24 protein-coding genes are annotated in these 24,210 nt (G+C 51.9%); 18 read left to right on the plus strand and 6 right to left on the minus strand.

The window, feature by feature from the left end; all coding sequences use genetic code 11:
* Nucleotides 1-5: 5 nt before the first annotated feature.
* The 3 genes from OCU43_RS00470 to OCU43_RS00480 form a co-directional block, all read right to left on the minus strand.
* Entirely contained in the window at nucleotides 6-1,613 is a 1,608-nt protein-coding gene (locus tag OCU43_RS00470; RefSeq protein WP_091354412.1) for an NAD(P)/FAD-dependent oxidoreductase, read from the minus strand.
* A gap of 119 nt (nucleotides 1,614-1,732) precedes the next feature.
* On the minus strand, nucleotides 1,733-3,397 hold the full coding sequence (locus tag OCU43_RS00475; protein WP_091354414.1) for a formate--tetrahydrofolate ligase: 1,665 nt from the start codon (nucleotides 3,395-3,397) through the stop codon (nucleotides 1,733-1,735).
* A 114-nt stretch (nucleotides 3,398-3,511) separates the two neighbouring features.
* Nucleotides 3,512-4,705, minus strand: a complete 1,194-nt coding sequence (locus OCU43_RS00480; RefSeq protein WP_091354417.1) for a YbfB/YjiJ family MFS transporter — start codon at nucleotides 4,703-4,705, stop codon at nucleotides 3,512-3,514.
* A 117-nt stretch (nucleotides 4,706-4,822) separates the two neighbouring features.
* On the opposite strand from OCU43_RS00480, the gene OCU43_RS00485 reads away from it, so the two are divergent.
* From OCU43_RS00485 to OCU43_RS00515, 7 genes are all read left to right on the plus strand, one after another.
* On the plus strand, nucleotides 4,823-5,605 hold the full coding sequence (locus tag OCU43_RS00485; RefSeq protein ID WP_245756497.1) for an AraC family transcriptional regulator: 783 nt from the start codon (nucleotides 4,823-4,825) through the stop codon (nucleotides 5,603-5,605).
* Between the two features lie 114 nt (nucleotides 5,606-5,719).
* Entirely contained in the window at nucleotides 5,720-5,929 is a 210-nt protein-coding gene (locus OCU43_RS00490) for a hypothetical protein (RefSeq protein WP_091354424.1), read from the plus strand.
* Nucleotides 5,930-5,945: 16 nt separating this feature from the next.
* On the plus strand, nucleotides 5,946-6,524 hold the full coding sequence (locus tag OCU43_RS00495) for a dimethylsulfonioproprionate lyase family protein (RefSeq protein ID WP_091354427.1): 579 nt from the start codon (nucleotides 5,946-5,948) through the stop codon (nucleotides 6,522-6,524).
* 319 nt (nucleotides 6,525-6,843) lie between these two features.
* Nucleotides 6,844-7,404 carry a cyclin-dependent kinase inhibitor 3 family protein gene (locus OCU43_RS00500; protein WP_091354429.1) on the plus strand — a complete coding sequence of 187 codons (561 nt, stop codon included), beginning with the start codon at nucleotides 6,844-6,846 and terminating at the stop codon, nucleotides 7,402-7,404.
* A 17-nt stretch (nucleotides 7,405-7,421) separates the two neighbouring features.
* A complete protein-coding gene (locus tag OCU43_RS00505; RefSeq protein ID WP_217647392.1) occupies nucleotides 7,422-8,084 on the plus strand; it encodes a hypothetical protein in 663 nt (220 codons plus the stop codon).
* 137 nt (nucleotides 8,085-8,221) lie between these two features.
* Entirely contained in the window at nucleotides 8,222-10,060 is a 1,839-nt protein-coding gene (locus OCU43_RS00510) for an SLC13 family permease (protein WP_175483438.1), read from the plus strand.
* 264 nt (nucleotides 10,061-10,324) lie between these two features.
* Nucleotides 10,325-12,214 (plus strand): putative bifunctional diguanylate cyclase/phosphodiesterase, encoded by a 1,890-nt coding sequence (locus tag OCU43_RS00515; RefSeq protein WP_091354434.1) that lies wholly within the window; start codon nucleotides 10,325-10,327, stop codon nucleotides 12,212-12,214.
* A gap of 77 nt (nucleotides 12,215-12,291) precedes the next feature.
* Here the strand turns inward: OCU43_RS00515 and OCU43_RS00520 are convergent, their stop codons facing one another.
* A complete protein-coding gene (locus OCU43_RS00520; protein WP_091354436.1) occupies nucleotides 12,292-13,203 on the minus strand; it encodes a LysR family transcriptional regulator in 912 nt (303 codons plus the stop codon).
* Between the two features lie 83 nt (nucleotides 13,204-13,286).
* Here OCU43_RS00520 and OCU43_RS00525 point away from each other — a divergent pair, with 83 nt between their 5' ends.
* A complete protein-coding gene (locus OCU43_RS00525; protein WP_091354438.1) occupies nucleotides 13,287-14,117 on the plus strand; it encodes a phytanoyl-CoA dioxygenase family protein in 831 nt (276 codons plus the stop codon).
* Nucleotides 14,118-14,562: 445 nt separating this feature from the next.
* Here the strand turns inward: OCU43_RS00525 and OCU43_RS00530 are convergent, their stop codons facing one another.
* A complete protein-coding gene (locus OCU43_RS00530; protein WP_091354441.1) occupies nucleotides 14,563-15,147 on the minus strand; it encodes a peroxidase-related enzyme in 585 nt (194 codons plus the stop codon).
* Nucleotides 15,148-15,256: 109 nt separating this feature from the next.
* Here OCU43_RS00530 and OCU43_RS00535 point away from each other — a divergent pair, with 109 nt between their 5' ends.
* The gene (locus tag OCU43_RS00535; RefSeq protein ID WP_091354445.1) at nucleotides 15,257-16,249 is read left to right on the plus strand and encodes a GlxA family transcriptional regulator; all 993 of its coding nucleotides are present in this window, start codon (nucleotides 15,257-15,259) and stop codon (nucleotides 16,247-16,249) included.
* Between the two features lie 947 nt (nucleotides 16,250-17,196).
* On the opposite strand, the gene OCU43_RS00540 is transcribed toward OCU43_RS00535, so the two are convergent.
* Nucleotides 17,197-18,096 carry an XRE family transcriptional regulator gene (locus tag OCU43_RS00540; RefSeq protein WP_245756498.1) on the minus strand — a complete coding sequence of 300 codons (900 nt, stop codon included), beginning with the start codon at nucleotides 18,094-18,096 and terminating at the stop codon, nucleotides 17,197-17,199.
* Between the two features lie 234 nt (nucleotides 18,097-18,330).
* Here OCU43_RS00540 and OCU43_RS00545 point away from each other — a divergent pair, with 234 nt between their 5' ends.
* The 9 genes from OCU43_RS00545 (at nucleotide 18,331) to OCU43_RS00585 (ending at nucleotide 24,209) form a co-directional block, all read left to right on the plus strand.
* Nucleotides 18,331-18,615, plus strand: coding sequence for a helix-turn-helix domain-containing protein (locus OCU43_RS00545; protein WP_091354452.1), 285 nt, complete (start codon nucleotides 18,331-18,333; stop codon nucleotides 18,613-18,615).
* 116 nt (nucleotides 18,616-18,731) lie between these two features.
* Complete coding sequence (locus OCU43_RS00550) at nucleotides 18,732-19,196, plus strand: hypothetical protein (RefSeq protein WP_091354456.1); 465 nt, start codon at nucleotides 18,732-18,734, stop codon at nucleotides 19,194-19,196.
* A 9-nt stretch (nucleotides 19,197-19,205) separates the two neighbouring features.
* Nucleotides 19,206-21,278 (plus strand): Mu transposase C-terminal domain-containing protein, encoded by a 2,073-nt coding sequence (locus OCU43_RS00555; RefSeq protein ID WP_091354459.1) that lies wholly within the window; start codon nucleotides 19,206-19,208, stop codon nucleotides 21,276-21,278.
* A gap of 41 nt (nucleotides 21,279-21,319) precedes the next feature.
* Nucleotides 21,320-22,057: an AAA family ATPase gene (locus OCU43_RS00560; RefSeq protein WP_091354463.1), complete on the plus strand. Its 738-nt coding sequence runs from the start codon at nucleotides 21,320-21,322 to the stop codon at nucleotides 22,055-22,057.
* A 15-nt stretch (nucleotides 22,058-22,072) separates the two neighbouring features.
* Nucleotides 22,073-22,702: a hypothetical protein gene (locus OCU43_RS00565; protein ID WP_091354466.1), complete on the plus strand. Its 630-nt coding sequence runs from the start codon at nucleotides 22,073-22,075 to the stop codon at nucleotides 22,700-22,702.
* A complete protein-coding gene (locus tag OCU43_RS00570) occupies nucleotides 22,699-23,058 on the plus strand; it encodes a hypothetical protein (RefSeq protein ID WP_091354469.1) in 360 nt (119 codons plus the stop codon). Before OCU43_RS00565 ends, OCU43_RS00570 begins: the two co-directional genes overlap by 4 nt.
* Nucleotides 23,051-23,323 carry a Kil protein family gene (locus OCU43_RS00575; protein ID WP_091354472.1) on the plus strand — a complete coding sequence of 91 codons (273 nt, stop codon included), beginning with the start codon at nucleotides 23,051-23,053 and terminating at the stop codon, nucleotides 23,321-23,323. The genes OCU43_RS00570 and OCU43_RS00575 overlap by 8 nt, the downstream gene beginning before the upstream one ends.
* On the plus strand, nucleotides 23,320-23,586 hold the full coding sequence (locus tag OCU43_RS00580; protein ID WP_091354475.1) for a hypothetical protein: 267 nt from the start codon (nucleotides 23,320-23,322) through the stop codon (nucleotides 23,584-23,586). Before OCU43_RS00575 ends, OCU43_RS00580 begins: the two co-directional genes overlap by 4 nt.
* Nucleotides 23,583-24,209 (plus strand): DUF3164 family protein, encoded by a 627-nt coding sequence (locus OCU43_RS00585; protein ID WP_091354478.1) that lies wholly within the window; start codon nucleotides 23,583-23,585, stop codon nucleotides 24,207-24,209. Before OCU43_RS00580 ends, OCU43_RS00585 begins: the two co-directional genes overlap by 4 nt.
* The last annotated feature ends 1 nt before the right edge of the window (nucleotide 24,210 follow it).

Below are 24,210 nucleotides of genomic sequence, written 5' to 3' on the forward strand. Positions count from 1 at the left end.
ATGACTTAGCTGTGTTGCTCATTGATGCTCATGGCGATCGCTTCCGCTATTTTGATACCATCGATCGCCGCGGACATAATCCCGCCAGCGTAACCGGCGCCTTCCCCTGCAGGATAGAGTCCGCGGGTGTTGATGCTCTGCATATCATAGCCGCGCTTGATTGAAACCGGCGAGGAGGTGCGGGTTTCGACACCGGTCAGTAGCGCATCATCCTTAGCAAAGCCTTTGATCTTCTTATTAAACTCGGGGATCGCTTCACGAATCGCTTCGATACAGAAGTCCGGCAGGGCTTTGGACAGGTCGGTTAACTTAATACCCGGCTTGAATGAAGGGTGCACACTGCCAAGTTCCTCTGAGGCTGAGCCTTTCAGGAAATCGCCGACTTTCTGTGCCGGCGCATCGTAGTTTTCACCCCCCATCAGGTAGGCGTTGCTCTCCAGCTGGCGCTGAAAATCCACCCCGGCTAACGGGTGGCCGGGATAGTCTGAGGGATCAATACCGACGACGATGGCGCTGTTGGCGTTGCGCTCCTGACGGGAGTACTGGCTCATGCCGTTGGTCACTACCCGGCCCTCTTCGGAAGAGGCGGCCACCACGGTACCTCCCGGACACATACAGAAACTATATACGGAGCGGCCACTTTTACAGTGGTGCACCAGCTTATAATCAGCGGCGCCGAGAATCGGATGACCGGCATTTTTACCAAAACGGGCGTTATCGATCAGGGATTGTTCGTGTTCAATCCGAAAGCCCACCGAGAACGGTTTAGCTTCCATATAAACCCCTTTGTCATAGAGCATCTGGAAGGTATCCCGGGCGCTGTGACCGATCGCCAGGGCGATATGTTTTGAGCGGATCGTTTCGCCGCTGGCCAGAGTAATACCGGTGACCTGGCCGGCTTCGATCAGCAGGTCGTCAACCCGGGCGCTGAAACGGATCTCGCCACCCAGTTCGATAATCTTAGCGCGCATCTTTTCCACCATCGACACCAGTCGGAAGGTGCCGATATGGGGCTTGCTGACATACATGATCTCTTCCGGCGCACCGGCTTCGACAAACTCGGTCAGCACTTTACGGCCGTAATGGTTAGGGTCTTTGATCTGCGTGGAGAGCTTACCGTCGGAGAAGGTCCCGGCGCCGCCCTCACCAAACTGAACATTGGATTCGGTGTTGAGCTTTTTCTGCCGCCAGAAGCCAAAGGTATCTTTAGTGCGCTGACGCACCTCTTTACCCCGTTCGATGATCAGCGGCTTATACCCCATCTGCGCCAGTACCAGACCGGCGAGGATACCGCAGGGGCCAAAGCCGATTACCAGCGGGCGTTCCTGCAGATCGGCCGGAGCCTGAGCAACAAACTTGTACGCCATATCCGGGGTCGGACGAATCGACTGATTACCCGCATGTTTTTCCAGTAGCGCATCGTTATCGGTGGTGTCGACATCGAGGGTGTAGATCAGGAAGATAGTGTTCTTTTTGCGGGCATCATAGCCGCGCCGGCGTATCTCAACCGCTGTTAACTGCTCAGCGGTGATGCCAAGTGTCGTTAAAATGGCATCGGTGAGCGCCTGCTCGTTATGATCAAGCGGCAGTTTAATATTAGAAACACGTATCATCTGAAGAATCCGGAATAGGCGAGACGGAAACAGGCTCTGTTGTTACCTGGTTATAGTAAAGCAGGCATATTACTGTATTTCAGCGTGTGTTGCTGAAATGATTAGTCCGGTGTGCTGCGTTATTCCAGTCCCTCAATCACGCCACTTTTAAGTAAGCGCATCTTATTGGCGGCCGGTTGTTTCGGTAGCCCCGGCATGCGCAGAATGTCACCGGTCAGAATCACCAGAAACCCGGCACCGGAGTTAATCTGAATCGCCCGCACGGTGACTTCAAAGTCTCTGGGCCGGCCATGTAACAGCGGGTCATCTGACAGCGAGCTGGGCGCTTTGGCGATACACACGGGGAGGTGTGTCAGGCGCAGCTGTTCCACCAGTTGCAGATCTTTTGCTGCCTCTTTAGTAAAGGCGACATCATCGGCACCATACATCTGCTTACACACCGCCCGCACCTTCTCCAGCACGGTCAGATCCAGATCGTAGAGGGGTTTAAACGGCTGGTTCTGTGTCACGGACCCCATAACCGCCTGGGCCAGCTCAAGTGCGCCCTTGCCGCCATCGGTATGATGGGTGGTTTCAGCGAATGCCACCCCGAGTTCGTTACAACGATCACGAATAATCGCGACTTCGGCATCGGTGTCGGTGGCAAAACGGTTGAGCGCCACCACCGGTTGCTTGTTAAACAGCACGACACTTTCAATATGCTTATCCAGATTACCGAGGCCCAGCTTCACGGCGCTGAGATCTTCGCTTTCCAGCGCGTTTTTCTGTTTACCGCCATGCATCTTCAGCGCCCGTACCGTTGTCACCAGTACCACAGCATCCGGATCTAAATTGGCGATTCTGCACTTAATGTCGAAGAACTTTTCCGCCCCCAGATCGAAACCAAATCCCGCCTCTGTAATCGCCCAGTCGGCATATTGCATCGCCATCCGGGTGGCGATAACACTGTTGCAGCCGTGGGCAATGTTGGCAAAGGGGCCGCCGTGCACAAAGGCCGGGGTGCCTTCAAAACTTTGTACCAGATTCGGTTGCAGAGCATCCCGCAGCAATGCCATCATCGCCCCGGTGATCTCAAGTTGTCTGGCATACACCGGTTCGCCATCGTAGGTAAAGCCGATCAGGGTGCGATCCAGGCGCTGTTGCAGGTCTTCGGCATCTTCGGCCAGACAGAGCATCGCCATCACCTCGGAAGCAGCGGTTATATCAAAGCCGCCTTCGCGGGGAATGCCCTGCAGCTTACCCCCGAGACCGAGAACGATTTTACGCAGGCTACGGTCGTTCATATCCATCACCCGCCGCCAGACAATCTGCCGGGGATCGATACTCAGTTTATTGCCATGATAGATATGGTTATCGATGGCGGCTGAAACCAGGTTGTTGGCACTGGTGATGGCGTGAAAATCACCGGTAAAGTGCAGATTGATCCGGTCGGCGGGCATGATCTGGCTATAACCGCCACCGGTGGCACCGCCTTTCATCCCCAGACAAGGCCCCAGAGAGGGTTCCCGCAGGGCCAGACATACCGATTCATTCAGCTGTGAGAATGCTTGTCCAAGGCCTATGGTCGTGGTGGTTTTACCCTCTCCAGAGGGCGTTGGGGTGGTGGCAGACACCAGAATCAGTTTGCCGGGCTGGCGGTCGTTGTGGCTGAGTGCCCGCAGGTCGACCTTGGCGATATCCCGGCCATAATGGTTCAGATAATGATCTTCAATCCCCAGTTTCTCAGCGATCTCGCTGATGGGGCGGGGGGTGAACTGCAGCGCGATCTCGACATCGGTGGCCATAACAGACTCCTTGATTATCATCCACTTGATTAAACATGGGAATAAAACCGGCTGGCGTCAAATTATTCGGTCACTTAAATGAGTCATCGAGTACAACTAACGACGTTGGTTTAACTAAACAGTGTTACGCAACGCTGCTGATTGCTCCGCCCGCTGCTCTATTCGCTGCGCGAGTAACAGGGCGGTGCAGCCGATGAGCATGATGATCAGTGTCAGTATCAGGCCGTTATTGAAATTGCCATAATACTCGGCCATCAAACCGACAATCGCCGGGGCGATGACCTGGGCAATACCGTAACTGAAGGTGAGTCGGCTCATCGGCCTGGATGGATTATCCGGGAACAGACGTCCGACCATCGATAGCATCATACCGACGATGCCGATAAAACTGGCGCCATAGATCAGGGCGCTGATGATCACTGCAATCAGTTGATGGCTGAGTAACAGAATGAGAATGCTCAGGGCATTGAGCAGGTAAGCGGCAAACAGGGCCTGCCACTGGCCAGTAATATTGATCACTTTATCCCATAATGCGCTGGCCGGGGCGCAACTTAACCCGGCAACCAGCCAGATCATCCAGCCCTGTCCTGCCAGGGCATCAATACTTTCAGCAATGGTGATGAGAAACGTGGCTGAGATCACATAACCGGCACCGGCACAGAAATAGGCCAGTTGCAGAACCGGCATAAAAGAGGAGGGCATCGGGATCTGCCGGGTATGGTGTTTAGGCAGTGATTGCTCAGCACTGAAGTCCGGTAACCACAGCCAGACAGGCAGAATCAGTAACAGGGTGACGGCGCCATAGATCAGCCACTGTTGCTCCCAGGTGAATATATCTTTAATGATAACCGCGAGAATAGCCGTGATCACGATGCCGATACCCAGCCCGGAAAAGAAGATACCCAGTTCTGCTTTGTGATTGCGCTTCATCAACCAGTGCATCAGTAAGCCGCCTCCCAGCAACATCCCGGCTGAGCTGCTAAGACCTGACAGATAGCGCAGCAGATACCAGACCGGTTCGGACGTTGTCAGGGCCATCGCCATGCTGGTCAGCACTGCGCTGAGCAGGCCGATTTTATACAGCCGGGCTTTCAGTGCCAGGCTGTGGATAAATGAGATCAGCAGAGCCCCGCTGAGATAACCGGCATAGTTGGCCGCCGCCAGATAGCCCGCCACCGATTCGCTCAGACCGACCCCCCGGGCCATCTCCGGAATCATCGGGGTATAGGCAAAACGGGCGATGCCTATAGTGGCAACTACACCTAAAACACAGGTGAGTAACATGCGAAATTTACTGATATCGGACATCGGTAGTTCTCAGGTGGTCAGGTCGTAAAGTGAGTAGAAAACAGGTTAGCGAATACCGTTTCTGTTATCTTTCTATAAAATGACAAAATATGTATAAAATAGGACAGCTGGAAGATAATGTTGGATGTTTCACACGAACTGAGTCTTTTAACCATGCAATCCCTGCCCCGGGAGCTGTACGTGCGTCAGGAGACGATGCCTGCCGGACACTTTTTTCCGCCGCACAGGCATGACTGGCACCAACTGCTCTATGCGGTATCCGGGGTGCTGGTGGTGGACCTGATTGGCGAGCGCTATTTTATTCCCCCGGAGCAGGCGATCTGGCTCCCCCGTGGCTGCCAGCACCGTGTTTACACCGAGTATGGCGCTGAGTTGAAAAGTCTCTATCTTGACGCGGGTTATCAGGGCCTGACGTCAGAAACGGCTGTTGTGTTGCAGGTGACACCGCTGTTCCGTGAACTGATACTTACCGCAGCAGGGTTTGAGGTGGAATATCCGATACAAGGCTATGAAAATAATCTGGTTCAGCTGCTGTTGCGGACCCTGGAGCGTCTTGAACGGAATGACCGATATCTGCCCTGGCCGGTCAGCGAAGATCTGATTAGCCTGTGTAACCGGCTCTATGAGCAGTCTGACAGTAGTGAAACATCGGAACAACTGGCCGCCGGGCTGGCGGTTTCATTACGAACACTGGATCGCCGTTTTCGCCGGGAAACCGGCATGTCCCTGAAACAGTGGCGCTTGCAGCTACGCCTGATGCAGGCGATAGAATTGCTTAATACCGGTCAGAGTATCACTGCAATCGCCCTGGAGCTTGGTTATAGCTCACCTTCGCCCTTTATCTATATGTTTCGGGAGCAGTTTGGCGTCAGTCCGGCGCAGTATCGAAAGCAGAGATAGCGCCTGCCGATGTAGCAAACGGAGTAAAAAATTGCTGAACAAATATATCGGTAATAAGCCCTGTGTTACTGTTTAACCATTGGGTTTAAGCATTCTCCACAGAGGAATTGAGCGTTGAAAAAGTTTGAGTTACATCTGGATGCGATGATCGTTATTGCTCTGCTGTTTGTGTTATCTCTGGGGGTTAACGTTGTCCTCTATCGCCTCTATTCCGCAGAGGCAAAGGCGAACGTTAAGTTTCAGATTCAGAGCCAGGTTGATCAGCTTAATCTGGCGTCTATGGAGGCCTATATCAAAAAGCTGCAAGCATCAGGCGATAAGTAAGTTTTAAAGGTACTTTATGGATATTCGATATGATGATTTCCGGGTGCAGTTGCTCAGAACACTAAACGACGCTGATGGATTATCGTCAGAGGCCCGCAGCATGGTAACAGCGATGAGTCAGCGCCTTGAACGGCAAGGCGAGCTATCCCCGCGAATGGTGCAGGCCAACCCTTTGAGTGACATCCTGTTGCAGGTGAAAAGCAGCTATCAATCTCTGCCCGCAGAAGTGCATCCGCTGGTCGGGTCTTTCTTCAATATCGCAGACTATCTGGCATGGTACAAAAGGCCGGCCCCCGATATGCCTGACTTTATGATCGGTCATGCAAACGCTGAGATTATCGGCCCCCGGGGGCTGGAACGGCGGGATGATCTGGTGGTTGGCGTTACCCTGATGCGACCCGGGATAACCTATCCGGATCACCAGCATCCACCTGAAGAGCTCTATATTGTTCTGAGCGAAGGTCTCTGGCGACAAAATGATAACCCCTGGTGGTCGCCGGGCCATGGCGGCCTTGTCTATAATCCCGCGGATATTGTTCATTCGATGAGGTCTGTGGAGACGCCGTTATTTGCCCTCTGGTGCCTGCAAATGTAAAGCGCCTGCCCCATCGTTGATGTCCATTTGTGCTGCTCATTAACTCTGCCTCCCAAAGAACAAAGCTTGCACACTTCTTGCAGATCCTCTCCTATCCTTCCCGTCATTAACAGGGCTGCTGCTTCAACAGGCTGGCCCTGAATGCTCCTGAGCCTATATGTGACGGTGTCTGGAAGAGATCTGAGTTGTGTATTAAAGGCAGATGTGCGGTGGAAAACATAACGATACTGGAAGGTAAACAACGTTACTTTTCTGACAATTTGTCGCACAAGTCTGAACCGGTGCTCTATCAGGTGCCGAGTAAACTACTGGAGAGACAATGGTAACAAGAACCAGTGAGTCCCATCCCCTGCAGATAGCCGAGGTTCGTGCGGCTGACTCTTTTGGCCGCATCGGCATCACCTTCTGTCCGGGTAAACATGACCCTTTTGCGATTACTGGTGCCTGGGCCAGGGATCTGGATACCGATCTTGACGTGATCGCTGACTGGGGGGCAAAGCTGGTTATCTCTCTGGTGGAAGCCTTTGAGCTCAGACAACTGAAAGTCCCTGATCTTGGGGTCGCCACCCAGCGCAGAGGGATCGGCTGGCTACATCTGCCGATAGAGGATTACTCGGTTCCCAATGAGATGTTTGAGCAGCAGTGGGTCACTCAGGGGCGGGATATCCGCAACAGGCTGCGTCATGGCGAAGATATTCTGGTGCACTGTAAGGGCGGGCTTGGCAGGGCAGGGATGATCGCTGCCCGGTTGCTGGTTGAGTTGGGTATGAACCCTAAAGTGGCGATTAAAACGGTGCGCCGGGCGCGAAAAGGTGCCATAGAAACACCCTCGCAACTGACTCTTGTGCGGCAAACTCAGGCTATTTCCGATGAGCTGTGATGCATGCCGGGTGCAGTGTGATTGATACTCAGAAAATGCAGCGGGTCGCCGGTCAGATCGGCAGCAACCCTGCCGGAATCTTTCAGGATCACAACGGCCAGCGCTACTATGTGAAATCGCTTGAATCCCCGATGCATGCCCGCAATGAATTGATCGCCGCAAGACTCTATCAACTGGCCGGAGCGCCAACCCTGACCTATCACAACAGTGTCGATCCCTGTCAGATCGTCACCGAATGGTTAGCCCTTGATAAAAAGCATATCGCCCACTTTAGCGAGAGCGAACGTAAACAGGCTCAGCAATGGTTCGGGGTACATGCCTGGACCGCAAACTGGGATGCTGCGGGTTTCGATGGTGATAATCAGGGGGTGAAAAATGGCAAAGTTCTCACTCTGGACGTTGGCGGCGCACTGGCCTTTCGCGCCCATGGAGACCCTAAAGGCAAAGCCTTTGGTCTTCAGGTGGAAGAACTCACTGTATTACGACGGGACAGAGGCAATCCCCATGCCCTTAAACTCTTCGCCGATATGACAGAGGACGAGGTAAAACAGGCGATCAGGGTCGTCGCCCTGATCCCCAACGAACAGATACGTCAGGTGATTATCAACAGTGGTGGTAGCCATAAACTGGCTGAGAAAATGGTGGCACGCAAAGCCGATATGATGGGAAGGTTGAGTTAACCGTGTTGGGGGCTCTTAATGCTGATATGCTCCTGATAACCCTTTGATCCGCAATCTTTATTGTCATGCGTAGTCTTTTATCAGGCTAGCTTTGCTAAACTGGTTCAGACGCCTTCACCGACTGAGTAGTGCAGATAATGATGCCCGCCGAAATAGTATTGAATACGCATGCCATTGCTGTTTTATTGCTCACAGCTCTGGCTCTGTTTCTGTTCACGCGGGACTGGTTACCGCTGGAATCCTCCAGTTTATTTGTCCTGGCCGCGCTGGCAACCGGTTTTCAGCTCTTTCCCTATACCGCTGATGGTAAAACCATTCATGCGGTCGACTTTTTTTCCGGGTTTGGCCATGAAGCACTGATTGCGGTGACTGCGCTGATGATCATTGGCCACGCACTGGCCCGGACTGGCGCACTTGAGCCAGTTGGCAGGGCGCTTACCCGTTTATGGCAGGTGTCGCCGAAGCTGTCCTTTTTGCTGACGCTGATTGTGGGTGCGGCACTGAGTGCCTTTGTGAATAATGTCCCCATTGTTATCTTACTGTTGCCCATCCTTATCAGTGTCTCGTTGCAGACCAAAACATCGGCTTCAGGTATTCTGATGCCGATGGGCTTCGCCACCCTGATCGGCGGCATGGGAACCACCATCGGCACATCGACTAATCTGCTGGTGGTGTCGGTGGCCGTCAGTATGGGGATGGCCCCCTTCTCCATGTTTGAGTTTATCGGGCCGGTGGCGCTCAGCAGCCTGTTGGCAATTATCTATTTATGGCTGGTGGCACCCAGAATTTTACCTGAGAGGGCGTCCGAGCTGGGGGATGCGTCGCCACGAATTTTTTCTGCTGCACTGCATATCAATGAGGATGGCTTTTCCGATGGTAAAACGGTCGAAGAGGTGATTGAACAGACCGATAAGCGGGTTAGCATTAAATATGTCAGAAGGGCGGGCAGCGATGCGCTGACCGTTGCTTCCCGGCAACTGACTTTGAAACCGGGGGATCAGTTGTTAGTCAGTGACACGCCTGAAAACCTGAAAGCCTATGAACAGCTGTTAGATGCCGACCTGTATGGCAGTGAGACAAAAATAGACGAGGATCACCCTTTGCAGGCAGAGGGGCAACAGTTAGCTGAAATTATCATTGCCCAGGGGTCACCGCTACTCAACACGTCGGTTTCAAAAACGCGTTTTGCTGACAGATATCAACTGGTTGTTCTGGCGTTGCATCGTGTCGGTCCACAGAGCCGTCAGGCCGTTGCGGATATAGACAATACACAGCTACAGCTGGGGGACGTACTGCTGGTGCAAGGCGCCAGCGAAACCATCGCAGAGCTTAAACAGCAAGGCAAGATATTAGTACTCGACGCTACATCTCATATTCCCCACTCTGAAAAAGCCCCCCTGGCGTTGATGATTATGATCGCTGTGGTGGCTATTTCAGCGCTGGGACTTCTCCCTATCGCCATCAGTGCCGTCTGCGGCGTATTGCTACTGGCACTGACAAACTGCCTCGGCTGGAAAGATATGGCTGAAGCCGTTAATGCCCAGATTATCCTGATTGTTGCCGCATCATTAGCGCTGGGTTTTGCGATGCTTGAAACCGGGGCCGCCGATGCGATGGCCGCAGGCTTTGTCTATCTGACGGCGGATCTGTCGGTGACCATGCAGTTAAGCGGCCTGATGTTGTTGATGGCGATAATGACCAATATCGTCTCAAACAATGCTGCCGCCGTGATCGGCACACCGATAGCGATAGGCATAGCCAATCAGCTTGGCATGCCGGTCGAGCCTTTTGTGCTGGCTGTGTTGTTTGGGGCTAATATGAGCTATGCCACACCGATGGCTTATAAGACTAATCTGCTGGTGATGACCGTTGGGGGATACAGCTTTAATGACTTTTTGAAGGTCGGTATCCCGCTCACCATCATCATGTGGTTATCGCTGAGCTTCCTGATTCCGGTGTTTTATCCGGTTGGGTGACGCTGTCTTGATATCGGAGCCGGCCGCTAAAACTGGTTTTGATCTCCTGCCGGGTAATGCCCTGTTGTGCTTCGCCCGGGTTCTTTATGGTTCCCCATAATGGGTGAGTCTGGTGTAAACGATGACTGTTTTTTGTATAAGCTTCCGATATAGTTGCCCGCTTTCTGTATTGCGTCAGCAGAGAGTCGTCATTGTCTGGGATGAGCTTACCAAAAACGGAGTCAACGCACTCATTCAGAATCAATAGAAGAGATACGGAGCCTGATGATACATAGCACCAAAAGCAGCGATGAACTCCGGTCTGTCCGGAATAGTCGATATATTCTGTTATGCAAACTACTGCTGGTGATAGGCACCTCTTTCCTGCTGGTGTTTGGTTCGTTGACGATTATTGATCATATGTATCTGCTGGGGACTATCCTGCTGGGGTGTATGAGCCTGGGTTATGTTGCCCTGTATCAGCTGCATCGGCATGACAATATCCGCTTTGGAATTATCGCAATCAACAGTCTTTGCGTGGTGTTGTCGCTGACCTTGCTGATAACCGGTGGACGGGAAAATACCGGAATCTTCTGGGTCTATCCGCTGCTGGCGATCAACATCTTCATCAACCGCTTCAGAACGGCGGTGTTGCTGTACGGCTGTTTTCTGATTATCTGCGGTGTGCTTCTGCTAACCCCCTTTTCGGGACTTTTACTGGCAAGTTATTCGTCGACCGAAGCGATACGTATTGAGTTTACCCTGGCCGCGCTCTATCTGATCTGTCTGGCAACGTTGCATTCAGAGGAGCGTGCACAAGCGATGCTGATTGCGATGCATGATGCGGATATGCACAAAATGGCCTTTTTTGACACCCTGACGGGCCTGCCAAACCGCTGGAATATAAAGGATCGGCTTGAATCATTACTACATAGCAGCAAAGCGCCCGATCGGCATGTCGGCCTGCTTTATATCGACCTGGATAATTTTAAAAAGGTCAATGATAACTATGGCCATGATATGGGTGATCAACTCTTAGGCACCTTTAGTGCCCGGCTCAGACAACTGGCGGAGGAACTGAATCCATCTTTTCAGCTTGAACTGGGACGGATGGCGGGAGATGAGTTTGTGGTCGTGGTAAATGGCCCGCACCTCATCAACCGAACCCGGGAGGTGGCTGAGCGTATTCTGCAGCTATTTGAAGAGGGACTGCCCGTGCAGGGGATTAGTCATTCGGTGTATGCCAGTATCGGCATCGCCCTCTATCCGCAACATGCCGAAACCGCCTCAGAACTGATCCATCGTGCAGATCTGGCGATGTATCAGGCCAAAGGCAACGGCCGGAACCGCTTTGAATATTATTCTGATGCACTGGCCGGGGAGTTGCGCGATCAGGACCGGATTGAGAGTGCTTTGAGAGTCGCGTTGAAGCACAACTTCTTCTCCCTGGTCTTTATGCCGATGTATGATTGCCAGACGCTTGAGATCGTCGGGCTTGAAGTGTTGTTGCGGGCAGAAAACCTGCAATCCGATGGTATTGGCCCGGATCGTTTTATCCAGATTGCGGAGAAAACCAGTCTGATCAAAGAGATCGATCTATGGGTGATCAGTAATGCCCTGGAACGGCTGGTAGAGCTTCAGTCCGCAACTGGTTTCAGTGGCAAACTCTGCATCAATATCTCCGGCGTAGAGCTGCATAATGAACTGTTCCCGGCGCAGGTGAAAGCGCTCTTCAATACCTATGGCGTGACTCCCTCTTCTGTTGAGTTTGAAATTACTGAAACCGCCTTTGTTGTAGACGACAATAAGAGCCGGACGATACTCAATGAGCTCAGAGCGCTGGGTATCTCACTGGCACTGGATGATTTTGGTACCGGCTTTACCGCTTTCAGGCAGTTAATAAACTACCCTGCGGACTGTCTTAAAATTGACCGGTCATTTGTGAATGATCTGTTTTCAGCTAATGTTGCGCGGCATAAAATGGTCAGGATTATTGAGGAACTGGCCGAGCTATATGAGTTGCGGGTGGTTGCTGAAGGGGTGGAAACACAAGAGCAACTGGATTATCTGCAACAGATAGGCTGTGACTGGGTACAGGGGTATTTTCTATCCCGGCCGCTGCCGTGGCCGGAGATGCTTAGTCTGATGAGTAACCCGGACCCCGTTATAAAATAGCCCGCTCTTAGAGCGGTCAGGCATCTGTTCCAGTCGTTGAACAAACAGCCCTGTCGTCTATCCCTATCCCTTTCTGCTTATTCTGTGGTATCCAGCCTGGTACAGGTATTGATAATCTGCTCTCGTATCCACTGATGAGCCTTCGAGTGGTGGGTGATCTTGTTCCAGTAAAGGTTCAGCTCGAAGCGGCAACTGAAAGGGGGATCTTTAATCTGCATCGGCCCACCAATCAGTCGTGCTAAACGTTCAGGCAACGTCATGATCAGACCGGTATTGGCAATGGTCGGAATAAAGCTGGAGACACTGGGCAGACGCAGTCCGACATTCAGATTCACCCCCTGAAGTTCCGGGGTATTCAGGTAGAGAGGCTTCCAGCCACCTTCGTAACGAACCTCTAAATGTCGGGCCTGGATATACTCTTCGAGGCTGATCTGCCGTCGGGCTAACGGATGTTCTGCAGACATCAGGCACACATAGCGATCCTGAAACAGCGCGCGTTGATAGAGTGCTTCATAATCCTGCAGCACGGGTGACAGCAGCAGATCACACTGACCGCGCTGCAGCTGTTGATGGCCACTGAGGTGTGACTGGATAAATATCATGCGGATATTGGGCGCTAGCCTGCTTATTCTTTGTACCAGTTCCGGAACGATCACCTGCAGTTCATACTGGTTGCAGGAGAGCGTGACATCCAGATCGGCATTGGCGGGCTCAAACTCCTCTGGCTGGAGTAGTTCTGACATCCCCCGAAGCAGGTTCTCAATCTCCGGCATGATCTGGTGGCAGCGACGGGTTGGTGAAACGCCCCGGCCTGAACGCACAAACAGAGGGTCGTGCAGTGCTTCACGCATCTGCTCCAGGGTATAACTGACGGCAGGTTGATTCTGTCCCAGTTCAATCGCTGCTGCCGTCAGGGAACCCTGCTCATAGATTAGCTTGAGTGTCCTGAGGCTTTTGAAACTCAGCGTACTGTAATCAAATTTTTCCATAACAGTTATCAAAATTATCGACTTAATCAATAATATTGATGGCGCTATAGTCGGGTCAACAATAAATATAAGAGGAAACCGGCATGGCCCAGAGAGATTTGACAGCAGATGAGATCCGCCAGTATCAGCAGGACGGCGTTGTTTGTCTGCGCAACGCGGTTGACCCTGAGTGGGTTGAAAAACTGACAGCGTTTGGCCAGTACCAGCTTGATCACCCGGGCAAGCTCTGCAACGACGGAAATCCTGGCACAGAGAAAGGTCGTATGTTCACCGACCGCTACCTGTGGCGTTCCAATGATCTGGTGTATCAGTACGCAAAAGAGTCCGGCTGTGCCCGCCTGGCCGCCCAGGCGATGCAGAGCCAGACCGTGCGTTTCTATTTTGACCATCTGCTAATCAAGAAAGCGGAAACCACCACGCCAACCCCCTGGCATCAGGACGTGCCCTACTGGCCATTCAGGGGTAAACAGATCGCCTCCATATGGCTGGCACTGACCCCGGTAACAGTGGCGGGCAGTGGCCTGGAGTTTGTCCGGGGCTCTCATCGTGATGATGTTTTCTACCTGCCAGAAGCCTTTGGTGCCTCAGGCGAAAAAGCCAATAGCTGGACCGGCACCGGTGAGGGCATCCCCTGCCCCGATATTGAAGCCGACCGCAAAAACTTCGATATCATCGGTTTCGATCTGCAACCCGGTGATGCCCTGCTGTTCTCCGCCTGGACGCTGCATGGTTCCCCCGGCAACCAGTCAACCACCCAGGACCGGATGGCGTTCTCAACCCGCTGGCTGGGCGACGACGCCATCTGGGACCCCAGACCCGGCACCGACCCCAGCGTAAACCCTGATGAGGTGCGGGTTAGCCCCGGTAACCATCCAGACGATAATGCGATTTTTCCGGCGTTTTATAGGGCTTAGATGAGAGAAACCAGAGCTGAGAATAAGTACTGGTAACGTGCTGACAACCCTTATCCGTGATCTCTGTGGTAGATCAAAGCTTCAAGAGAAAACTCATCACAGTACCCAGGGGGCATACTAAGAACACCGAGGGCACAGAGATAGGGAAAGTGGCCAGACCACCGCTTCTCGGCTAGCTCGTTGCCAGATGTAAAACTTCGTTTTACTTGCTCGAAAGAGAAGGGGCCGATTTAGTTATGAATATTCTTAAGCGATAGAAAATAAACCAGTGCCCTTTTTCCTTCTTTATTCAGCAGAAACAAACGTAAAAATGCAGATACAGAGTTAGGCAGACCAGTTAATCGGGCTTCACAGGAGGCTTATATCAAACAGCTGTAAGCGTAAGGTTGGCCTGCCCCGGAAGATTCTTTTAACACATCCATGTGCTTGTTTTTAATAAGGCAGATCAGGATTTTGACTCTCGTGCCATCGTGTAGAATTCACTGTTGGCCTGCATGTTAGTAACGATAGCCATCCTGTTTGATAACCCGAAGAACGCTGTAATGCCTGCCATGTCCAGAATATCCTCATCATCATAGCCGTGGCTCTTGAGCTGGTCATAATCAGATTGTGCGACTAATTCCGGAGTCCGTGACAGCTTAAGAGCAAATGCCAGCATAGCTTTTTGCTTTTCGCTGATAGGGGCATGGAGATAGTTTACCGCTATCTGATCGGCTAGCTGGGGTTTTTTAGAAAAAACGCGGAGCAGAGCCCCATGTGCCACAACGCAGTATTGACAGCCATTCGCAGCGCTGGTGGCAACGACTATCATCTCTTTTTCAGTCGGGCTAAGAGTGCTTCCTTCACGCTCCATAATGGCATCGTGATAGGCAAAGAACGCTCTGAATTCTTCTGGGCGATGGGCGAGGGTTAAAAATACATTGGGAATAAAACGTGCCTTCTCCTGCACTGCTAAGATACGAGAAAGAATATCTGCGGGTAAAGCGTCCAGATCGGGGACAGGATAGCGGCTTATTGGGAATTGGCTCATTTTTGATCACCTTCAGGCTTTATTTCAAATAACTGGTAGGTTAGTCTACCCGGCACTATCGACAAGAATGAGACATAAAACTGTCAATTAGCGCGCGAATCAGGACAATATGTACCAAATACTTGGATTAGCATTTGATGGATGCCAGGCCTCCGGTCTGTGTTCTCCCTTTGATGTGTTTAATGTTACCAATACGATATGGAAGCAACAGCGCGGTGAAGACAGCGATCTGTACAATTGTCGGCTGGTGTCGCTTACCGGAGAGCCTGTGACCTGTTCAAATGGCATGCGTTTGATGGTGGATTCTTCCCTGGAAAACGCGCCTCCGGCGGACTTAATTGTGGTGCCAGGTATTCATCACTTGGATGCAAAATCGCTACTTAAAAACCTCAAATCGCTCGACAAAGAGAGACACTGGTTGCAACGCAGAGTGCAGCAGCAAACAGTGATCGCCGCCAATTGCAGTGGGGTTTTTCTATTGGCTGAAACCGGGGGGTTGGAAGGCAAAGAAGCAACGACCGCCTGGTGGCTTGGCGGACTTTTTCGTAGTCGTTATTCCGGAGTTAAACATCGAGCTGATCAGCTACTTGTGAAAAATGAAGGTACATACTGCACCGGCTCAATGACCGCAAACCTGAGCGTTATGCTAACGATTGTCGAGCAGCAAGTGGGAAGGCAGCTAGCCCAGAGTGCCGCGAAGACTATGTTAATCGACGCATCTCAAAGCTATGCATCACCCTATCTGTTTATACAGGAGCAAACAGACCATCAGGATAGTCTGGTTCTGGCGGTTGAGAGTCAATTACAAAGAGACATTTCTCAGAAACTGAATATGGAAGCGTTGGCAAAGATGCATTCGGTCAGTTTGAGAACCCTGTCACGCCGGTTTAAAAAAGCCAACGGTATGAACCTGTCTGACTATCATCAGCGCATTAGATTGGAACAGACTAAGTTGCTATTGGAAACAACCAGCCTCAGCATCGAACAGATCGTGGAGAGGGTCGGTTATAGTAGCCAAAGTTCATTACGCCGGTTATTTAATAAGGAATTGGGGCTCTCCCCCAGCCACTACCGCCAGCAACATCAACAAGAAGCGGGATAAACCATCTCTGTGTTCTCTGTGTTCTCTGTGTCCTCTGTGGTAAATCAAAGCATCAAGAGAATACTCACCACAGAGAACACCGAGGTAAGGACAGTGGCCAGACCGCCGCTTTGCGGCTAGCTCGTTGTCAGGCGTAAACTTCGTTTTACTTGCTTGAAAAAGAAGGGGCCGATTTAGTTATGAATGACTTGGAATGAAAATTTACCCCACTCCAGAAAGCGAAAAGCCCCAACTTTCTTCCTACAAGATGAGCGAGGCTCTATCAAAAATAAGTGGTGCCTGGAGGCGGAGCGATGGCCGAAGGCCATGACAACATCGCTGTTCTTTGACGATGGCCCTCGGTGTAAGCAGAAAACGCAAATAATCGAACCAGGTTCGAGGACGCCCGAACATTCTTCCAGACATAAAAAAGCCCCAACTCTCTTCCTGCAAGATGAGCGAGGCTCTATCAAAAATAAGTGGTGCCCGGAGGCGGATCAATGCGCTTGCGCATTCAACATCGTCGCTCTTTGACGATGGCCCGAAGGGGGAGGAGCGAAGCGACGAATAATCGAACCGGTTCGTGTTCCGCCCTGCGGTGTTGCAGATACAAAAAAGCCTCACTACGTAGCGAGGCTTTAATGACACCTGAAGTGGTGCCCGGAGGCGGAGCGATGGCCGAAGGCCATTACAACATCGTCGCTCTTTGACGATGGCCCGAAGGGGAGGAGCGAAGCGACGAATAATCTGTGATCTAGTGATCTTATTGGCATATATAAGCGGGATATAGCGGGAATGGATGGGAATTAATGGGATGCCCGTGGTTCGTGGGATTGAGGGAAACTTCGCGGGAGAATTGAGTGTGTTAGAAATTTTGCGTTTTGCGGTTTTTGAATTCGAGCAATCCACTTTTGAGCGAGGTTTTTGTCACTGCGGACAAAACAGGCGCTAATAGCGATCCTTCGCTATTAAACGTCCTTTCCTATCCAGACAACCTTACCTATCACTTCCAGGTCATTCAGTTGCTCGGGCTTCAGCGTTTCCGGGTGATAGGCGGTGTTATCGCTTATCAGCATGATATCTCGGTTCAGCAGTGTCTGAACGCGTTTAACGACCAGGTGCGAGTTCACACGAATAACATAGATGGCACCATCGCTTAGCTCTCGTTGGCTGGTATCTATCATCAGCGTGTTGTTATCGCTGATGGTTGGCTCCATGCTATCACCACGCGAGAAAACCAGTACCAGGTCTTTTTCGCTTAACCCCTTATATCGCAGCCATTTATGGCGAAACGCCAGACGGCGTGATGGCTGTTCGCTGTTAGGGAACGCACCACTACCGGCGGAAACTTCTACGTTATAGCCAGGGATTAACGCGAACTCATTGGCCAGTTCTGCCTGTGAGCTGATGAGTGACGCCAAGTCCTTGATATGCTGCCCTTCAAAACCGTACTGCGCCACCCAGCTTGCGATCATCCGTCTCCAGTGTTTATCAACACCTAACCCCGCTTCAGATAATGCGCCATCAACAATAGGCATGGCATCTTCAATGCTTTGCATGCCTTGCTTCGCGTACACATCTCTTTCAGCATCTACACCGTAATCACCAGCAAATGATCTAACCGCGCACTCTCTCGGCTTTTCTTCCGGAGAAAGGTCGGCTGTAAGCATTGGGCCCTCTCCGGTCAAAAGCCAATTGGCATTGATGCCCAGCTTAACAAAGCCTTCTATAACCTTTCCTCCAGGAACTGAGCGATCACGTTCGTTATCCTGGTAGCCACGTTTTTTCGAGCCTATAGCTTCTGCCATCGCCTCCTGAGACAAGCTTAAATAGTTCCGAGCGACCTGTAATCGTTCACCTGTACTCATTGCAAACCTTATATCTAGCTAACTTTTGCATTAAGCCAAACAATGGGACGTTAAAACGTTACATTGAATAGCACTTAAAAATCAATTAGTTACACAAAAACCAATCAGAAAGAACGGAATAACATACTTTTGCACGTAAAAACGTATTGCTAATGCACGTTTATGCGTGTTATGTTTTACTTATAGCAGTGAGCCACACAGCTAAATAAAACTGGTTAATAAAGGCGTAAAAAAATGAGCAAGCAAAAAGCCCACTCAAATCAGGATTGGCATCGCCAGGATGTTCTGGCCGAGATCCGCAAAAAAGGCGTAAGCCTGGCAGAGCTTGGCCGTCATCACGGCTATGAAAATCCAACTACGTTATACAACGTTTTCAAAGCCCCTTACCCGAAAGTCGAGAAGATCATTGCTGAGTTTCTTGGAACTAAGCCTGAAGCAATCTGGCCTTCGCGTTATGTGAATAAGGGCGTTTCAAAGTTTAGCACCACCACGGTGTCAACGCAGCAACAAGTAGCCTGATATAGCGAAGCCTATCCGCTTTTCCTGATTCGCTTTCATCTTAGTTACAGAAAAGCGCCAGGGATATACACAGAAAGTATTTTTGTTTGGATGGCGAGTTAGTCGAGGGAGTACAAATGGCCCGTAAAGATTGGAAACGGTTAAGAGCGCGAAGCATTACACATGCTCTGGAATTGTGTGTCGATCATGCGCGTGAAAAGCATAACAGAAGCGTTGACCAGATCGCCGAGCTGATGTGCGAATCAAGTTACAACACGCTCTATAAATGGCTTGGAACCGGTCGGATGCCCGCTATTAAAATCAGAGCGTTTGAAATGGCCTGTGGAATTGATTTTGTTTCTCAGTATCTCGCCTGCAGCGCCAATAAGCTCGTTGTTGAGATGCCAACAGGCCGTAAGGCAGAACATCGTCAACTGAATGAGCTTGGGTCATATAGCAACAAGGTTATAGCTATGTTGCTTGATTTCTACGAAGACCGGAGCGAGCAGCAAGACGTTATAGATGCTATCGCGGTGCTTATCGAAGACCTGGCGCATCAGCGTGGCAATGTTGAGAAATATCAGCAGCCTGAGCTGCTATAGGGAAAGATTATGAAGCAATGGTTTACAGCTAAGGAGATAGCATCAGCGTTAAACGTTGTTCATTCGACTATCGTTCGCCGTGCCGAGCGTGAAGGTTGGGAAGCGCAGCAGCGCATGGGAAAAGGTGGCGGCTATGAATACCACATCAGCAACCTGCCTCATGAAGCCCGTAACGCGTTAGAAGCGCAGCAGATTGCAGTCATGATGCCGCGTCTGCATGAATCTAAAACGGTCATTACTAAACCGGCCTCGACCCTGCAGACAGAAACCAGTCTGACGCACCGTCAGCGCAGCACTGCTGATGCACGGGGCACAGTCATCAACGCCATTAGCGCCATGTGTGAGAGTGGTGTCACCAAAGAAGCCGCTATCACGACTTTATTGACACAAGCCAGCACCGGGCAGTTAGAGAGTATAAATCCTGTGTTAGATGCGGCTTTGCGTCTGGCGAAAGATCCTCGCGGCCGCTCTGTTGAGCAATACCCCAGCCCTCGGAGTATTAAGCGCTGGTTTGCTACCGATGTTAAAAACCTTGCCCCAAAATCTAAGCGGGAATTAAAAGCACCGGTCTGGGCCAACGCCTTCCTGATGTGCTGGTCGCGCCCTGAAAAACCCAGCGTAGAGCATGCTTATCGTCAGTTTTCAGCTAATTATGAAGGCACGCCCCCCAGCATCCATGCAGTTCGCCGTTTTATTAAGAAAATGGGCAACGTATCGAAGCAGAAAGGCCGGATGGGTGCCCGTGAGCTGAAAAACATCCTGCCCTTTGTTAGGCGTGATTTTAGCCAGCTGCTACCGGCTGATATCTACAGCGCCGATGGCCACACCCATGACGGAGAAGTGCAGCATCCATGGCATGGTCGCCCTTTCCGTCCGGAGATCACCACCTTTATCGACATAGCCACTCGCCGGGTGGTGGGTGTTTCAGTTGACCTGGCAGAAAGCAGTATCGCTGTGTTAGATGCCCTGATTAGTTCCTGCACCCAGGCGGTACCGGCACTGATTTACGTCGACAACGGGGGCGGCTATGCCAACGCCCTGATGAAAGACAAAGCCACCGGCGTAATGGCCAGGCTCGGCAGCACAATGACCCACTCGTTGCCGTATAGCTCCCAGGCTCGTGGGGTGATTGAACGTGTTCACCAAACCTTATGGGTTGATGCTGCCAAAGGGGAACAGGGATTCATCGGTAAAGATATGGATCAGGAAGCCAAGCAGGGCCAATTTAAGCTAAGCCGTGCCGCTGTAAAACACGGCGGAGCAATGCACCTGATGGGCTGGAGCGCATTTATGGAACTCGTTAATGAGCGCATCAACTGGTACAACGCCCGCCCTCACAGCAGTCTGCCAAAGATTACGGATGCAAGCGGCAAGCGTCGCCACATAACCCCGGATGAGCTTTGGCAGCAACACCAGGATAACGGCTGGTCACCCATGCTTCTGACCGGTGATGAAGCGGCTCAGATCTTCCGCCCCCGTACAACGCGCACCGTTAACCGCTGCGAGATTAAGTTTATCAACAATATCTACTTCAGCCACTCACTGACTGAGTGGCACGGCGAACAAGTGCATATCGCTTACGACATTAATGATCCTGATGCAATTTGGGTGTATGAACCCGAAACCGGGACGCTCATCTGCAAAGCCGAGTGGAACGCCAACAAAGTCGATTACATGCCGAAAAGTGTTATCGATAACGCCCGGGAGCAGCGAGCCATGGGCCGTAAACGCCGCTTAGAAGTGAAGCTTAATGAAGTTGAAGCAGAGCTGCGCGGACGCCCGGCACTGGAGCAAGACGAACCGATGTATATACCCGGCATCGGCGCTATCACCCCGGATCTGCTCAGCAATCGGATGCAGCCTGTACTCGAAGAGCGGGAACCCGTCACCGTATCAGCAGCGGATCGCTCACCGGCAGAGATGACAACACACGAACGCATTGCACTGTATCAAACATACAAAAATGGTCGCCCGGTACCGGATGCACATCAGTTCTGGTTTAAGAAATATAGCAGCAGCAAAGAGTTTACCGCCTGGGCACGGCGTGAAGAAGAGATGGGACCAGAGGCTCGCACCCTCTGATCCCGGTGCCCATTCGAACTAGCAAAAGGAGCAACAAAAGCATGACAAGCATGAATGCATACGTCAACGGCGGAATCGCCGATATTGCCAACATCGGACTGTGCGATGTTGCGCTGGAAAAAGCCATGGAACGAACCAGTAGCCTGCCGGGCATGGTGTGCCTCTACGGGCCATCCGGCTTTGGTAAGTCAGTGGCAGCAACCTATGTGGCAAACCGCCGCCGGGCTTACTACGTGCAAGCGAAAAGCGTCTGGACTAAAAGGCACACCCTCACCGCCATTCTGGCAGAGATGGGAATGCGTCCAGCCTCAACGATCCCGCAGATGCTCGACCAGGCCGCGCAGGAACTGGCTATGAGCGGCCGACCGCTGATTGTGGATGAGATGGATCACCTGGTTGAAAAGAATGCAGTAGAGCTGATTCGTGATCTATACGAGGCCAGCCAGTCGCCCATCCTGATGATCGGCGAAGAGGAGTTGCCCAACAAACTGAAAAAGTGGGAACGCTTTCACGGCCGAGTTTTGAGCTGGGTGCCTGCGCAGCCTGTCACCCTCGCCGATGCTCGCAAGCTTGTACCGTTATACGCCGGTGAAGTGGACATAGCAGACGACATGCTCACGCACCTGGTCGAGTTGTCCGGGGGCAGCGTTCGCCGGGTTGTTGTCAATCTCGAAATGATACAAGACACCGCGCTGACCAGCGGCTGGGAGTCAGTCACCCGTGATGTCTGGGGCAAAGCTGCGCTTTACACCGGTGAAGCCCCAAAGCGTCGCTTGTAAGTTAAGGAGAACATCATGACAGCAAGCGCAAAAATTGAACGTCAGGGCCATCGCAAACCCGCTCAGCTAGAAATGATCGGCGGTAAATGTGCCCGCCAACGCATCTGGGAACAACTGCGCATTCGGCGTGAAGCGTTTCAGATTCTGCCGGTTGCACAGCATGCCAATGCCGAGATCGAAACCGTTAAAACCTATCTTCAGTGTTTGCAGGCCGGAGGTTATGTCGAGGTAGTGACGCGTGGCCATCTGAAAAAAGCGGTGTATCGGCTGACAAAGGATGATGGCCTGGAAGCCCCACGGCTTACCCGCAAAGGCGAGCCGGTAAAACAGGGCCTGGTATCAGAGGCCATGTGGCGAACGCTGCGCATTCTCGATGTGCTGGATGCCAGACAGATTGAAAACCATGTAGCAGCCAGCGGCTTAGATGTGAAGTTGGCTTACGTGAAAACCTACCTGTCGCTGCTGAAAAAAGCCGGTTATCTGCAGGTGGTGCGGGCCAGTACGCCGCATCGGCTAGAGCTAATTCGTCTTAAGCCAAGCATGAACACCGGCCCACGAGCGCCACAGGTTCAGCGGGTTAAAACCCTGTACGACCCGAATCTCAATAAGGTGATGTTCGCGGAAGATCCGGAGGAGTTGCAATGAATATAGATCTGTCTGGCTGGGGCCAACAGCCACCGGAGTTTATCCAGGTGCTGGTCATGCTGGTGAAAGAAACCGGCAGCAAGAAAGCCGCAGCGTCCCGCATCGGCATCGATCGGGCTTCTGTCAGCACGCTGCTAGCAAACAAATATCCGGCCAATATTGCCCGGATGGAGCAGAAAATCATGGCCTACTGCGCCACCGTCGAATGCCCAGTGCTGGGCATGATCGAAAGCGCAGAATGCCAAAAACAACGCGAAATGCCGTTTATCAGTAGCAACCCGCAGCGTATTGCACTCTATCGTGCCTGCCGTAGCTGCTCACGTAATCCAGAGAGTCGGGAGAACAGCCATGACTAATGTTCAGGTTGATTTGCAAAACGCTTTTATCAAAGAACGGCTGGCCAAGGTGAACTTGGCGGTCAATACGCTGGCAGCGCTGGGGCTGACAGTCTGCTCTATCAATATCGAAGCCACGTCACCGCAAATAAAAGTGCGCACCGGCCGTGCTTGCGAACAGCTCGAAAGCGCCATTACACGTTATTACAGCGATGGGGGCCGTCGCCGCACCGAACGCGTTGCGTTTGTAGCCGACTGCCAGATCCGCTGGGAGGAATATGCATGAACTATCTGATTATCAATCTGCCAGCCACATATGAGCGGCAGCAATTAACGTTTTGGGGTAAGCCGGGCAAGTCTGACACCACCGACCATAAAGACGCGCTGGTGATCGAAGAGGAGTACATCAACATCAACCCTGAACGTTATGACAACGGCACAACCACCAGTGTCATTCTGAAAGAGGCTGTTGAGCTCCACCAGGGCGACTGGCGTGAGCTGCTGAACTGGGAAAACCCCAATTTTATGAAAAAAGGAGAGGTCGCATGAACCACGCAGTGCAACAACATATCCCCGAAGGCTATCTGCAAGATCAGGCCGGTCGTCTGGTGCCAATCGAGTTGATCGACGAGATCGATCTCACCCGCAACGACCTGGTCCAGGAGATTGTCATCAAAGCGCGTGAGCTGCAGCAGGCAATGGCTACCTTCAAGCTAAACACTCTGGGCGATATCAGCGCGTTCGTTGACCTCAGTGCCGAACGTTACAGCGTAAAAATGGGCGGTAAAAAAGGCAACATCAGCCTGCTCAGCTATGACGGCAAGTACAAGATTCAACGGGCGATCAGTGAATACATCGTCTTCGATGAGCGTCTGCAAGTAGCTAAAGAATTGATAGATGGCTGCATTCACCGTTGGGCCGAAGGCTCTGATAACAAGATCAAAGTGCTGGTCGATCACGCGTTCCAGGTCGACAAAGAGGGCAACATCAGCACCGGCCGAGTGTTAGGGCTTCGCCGTATCAAGATCGATGACAGCGAGTGGAGCAAGGCGATGGCCGCGATCGCAGACAGCATTCAGATCGCGGGTTCAAAAACCTATGTGCGACTGTATGAGCGGGTCGGAGAGTCAGAGCAATATCAACCGATATCACTCGATATCGCGGCGTTATAGG

This window comes from Amphritea atlantica (assembly GCF_024347255.1).
In the GTDB taxonomy this organism is placed as follows: domain Bacteria; phylum Pseudomonadota; class Gammaproteobacteria; order Pseudomonadales; family Balneatricaceae; genus Amphritea; species Amphritea atlantica.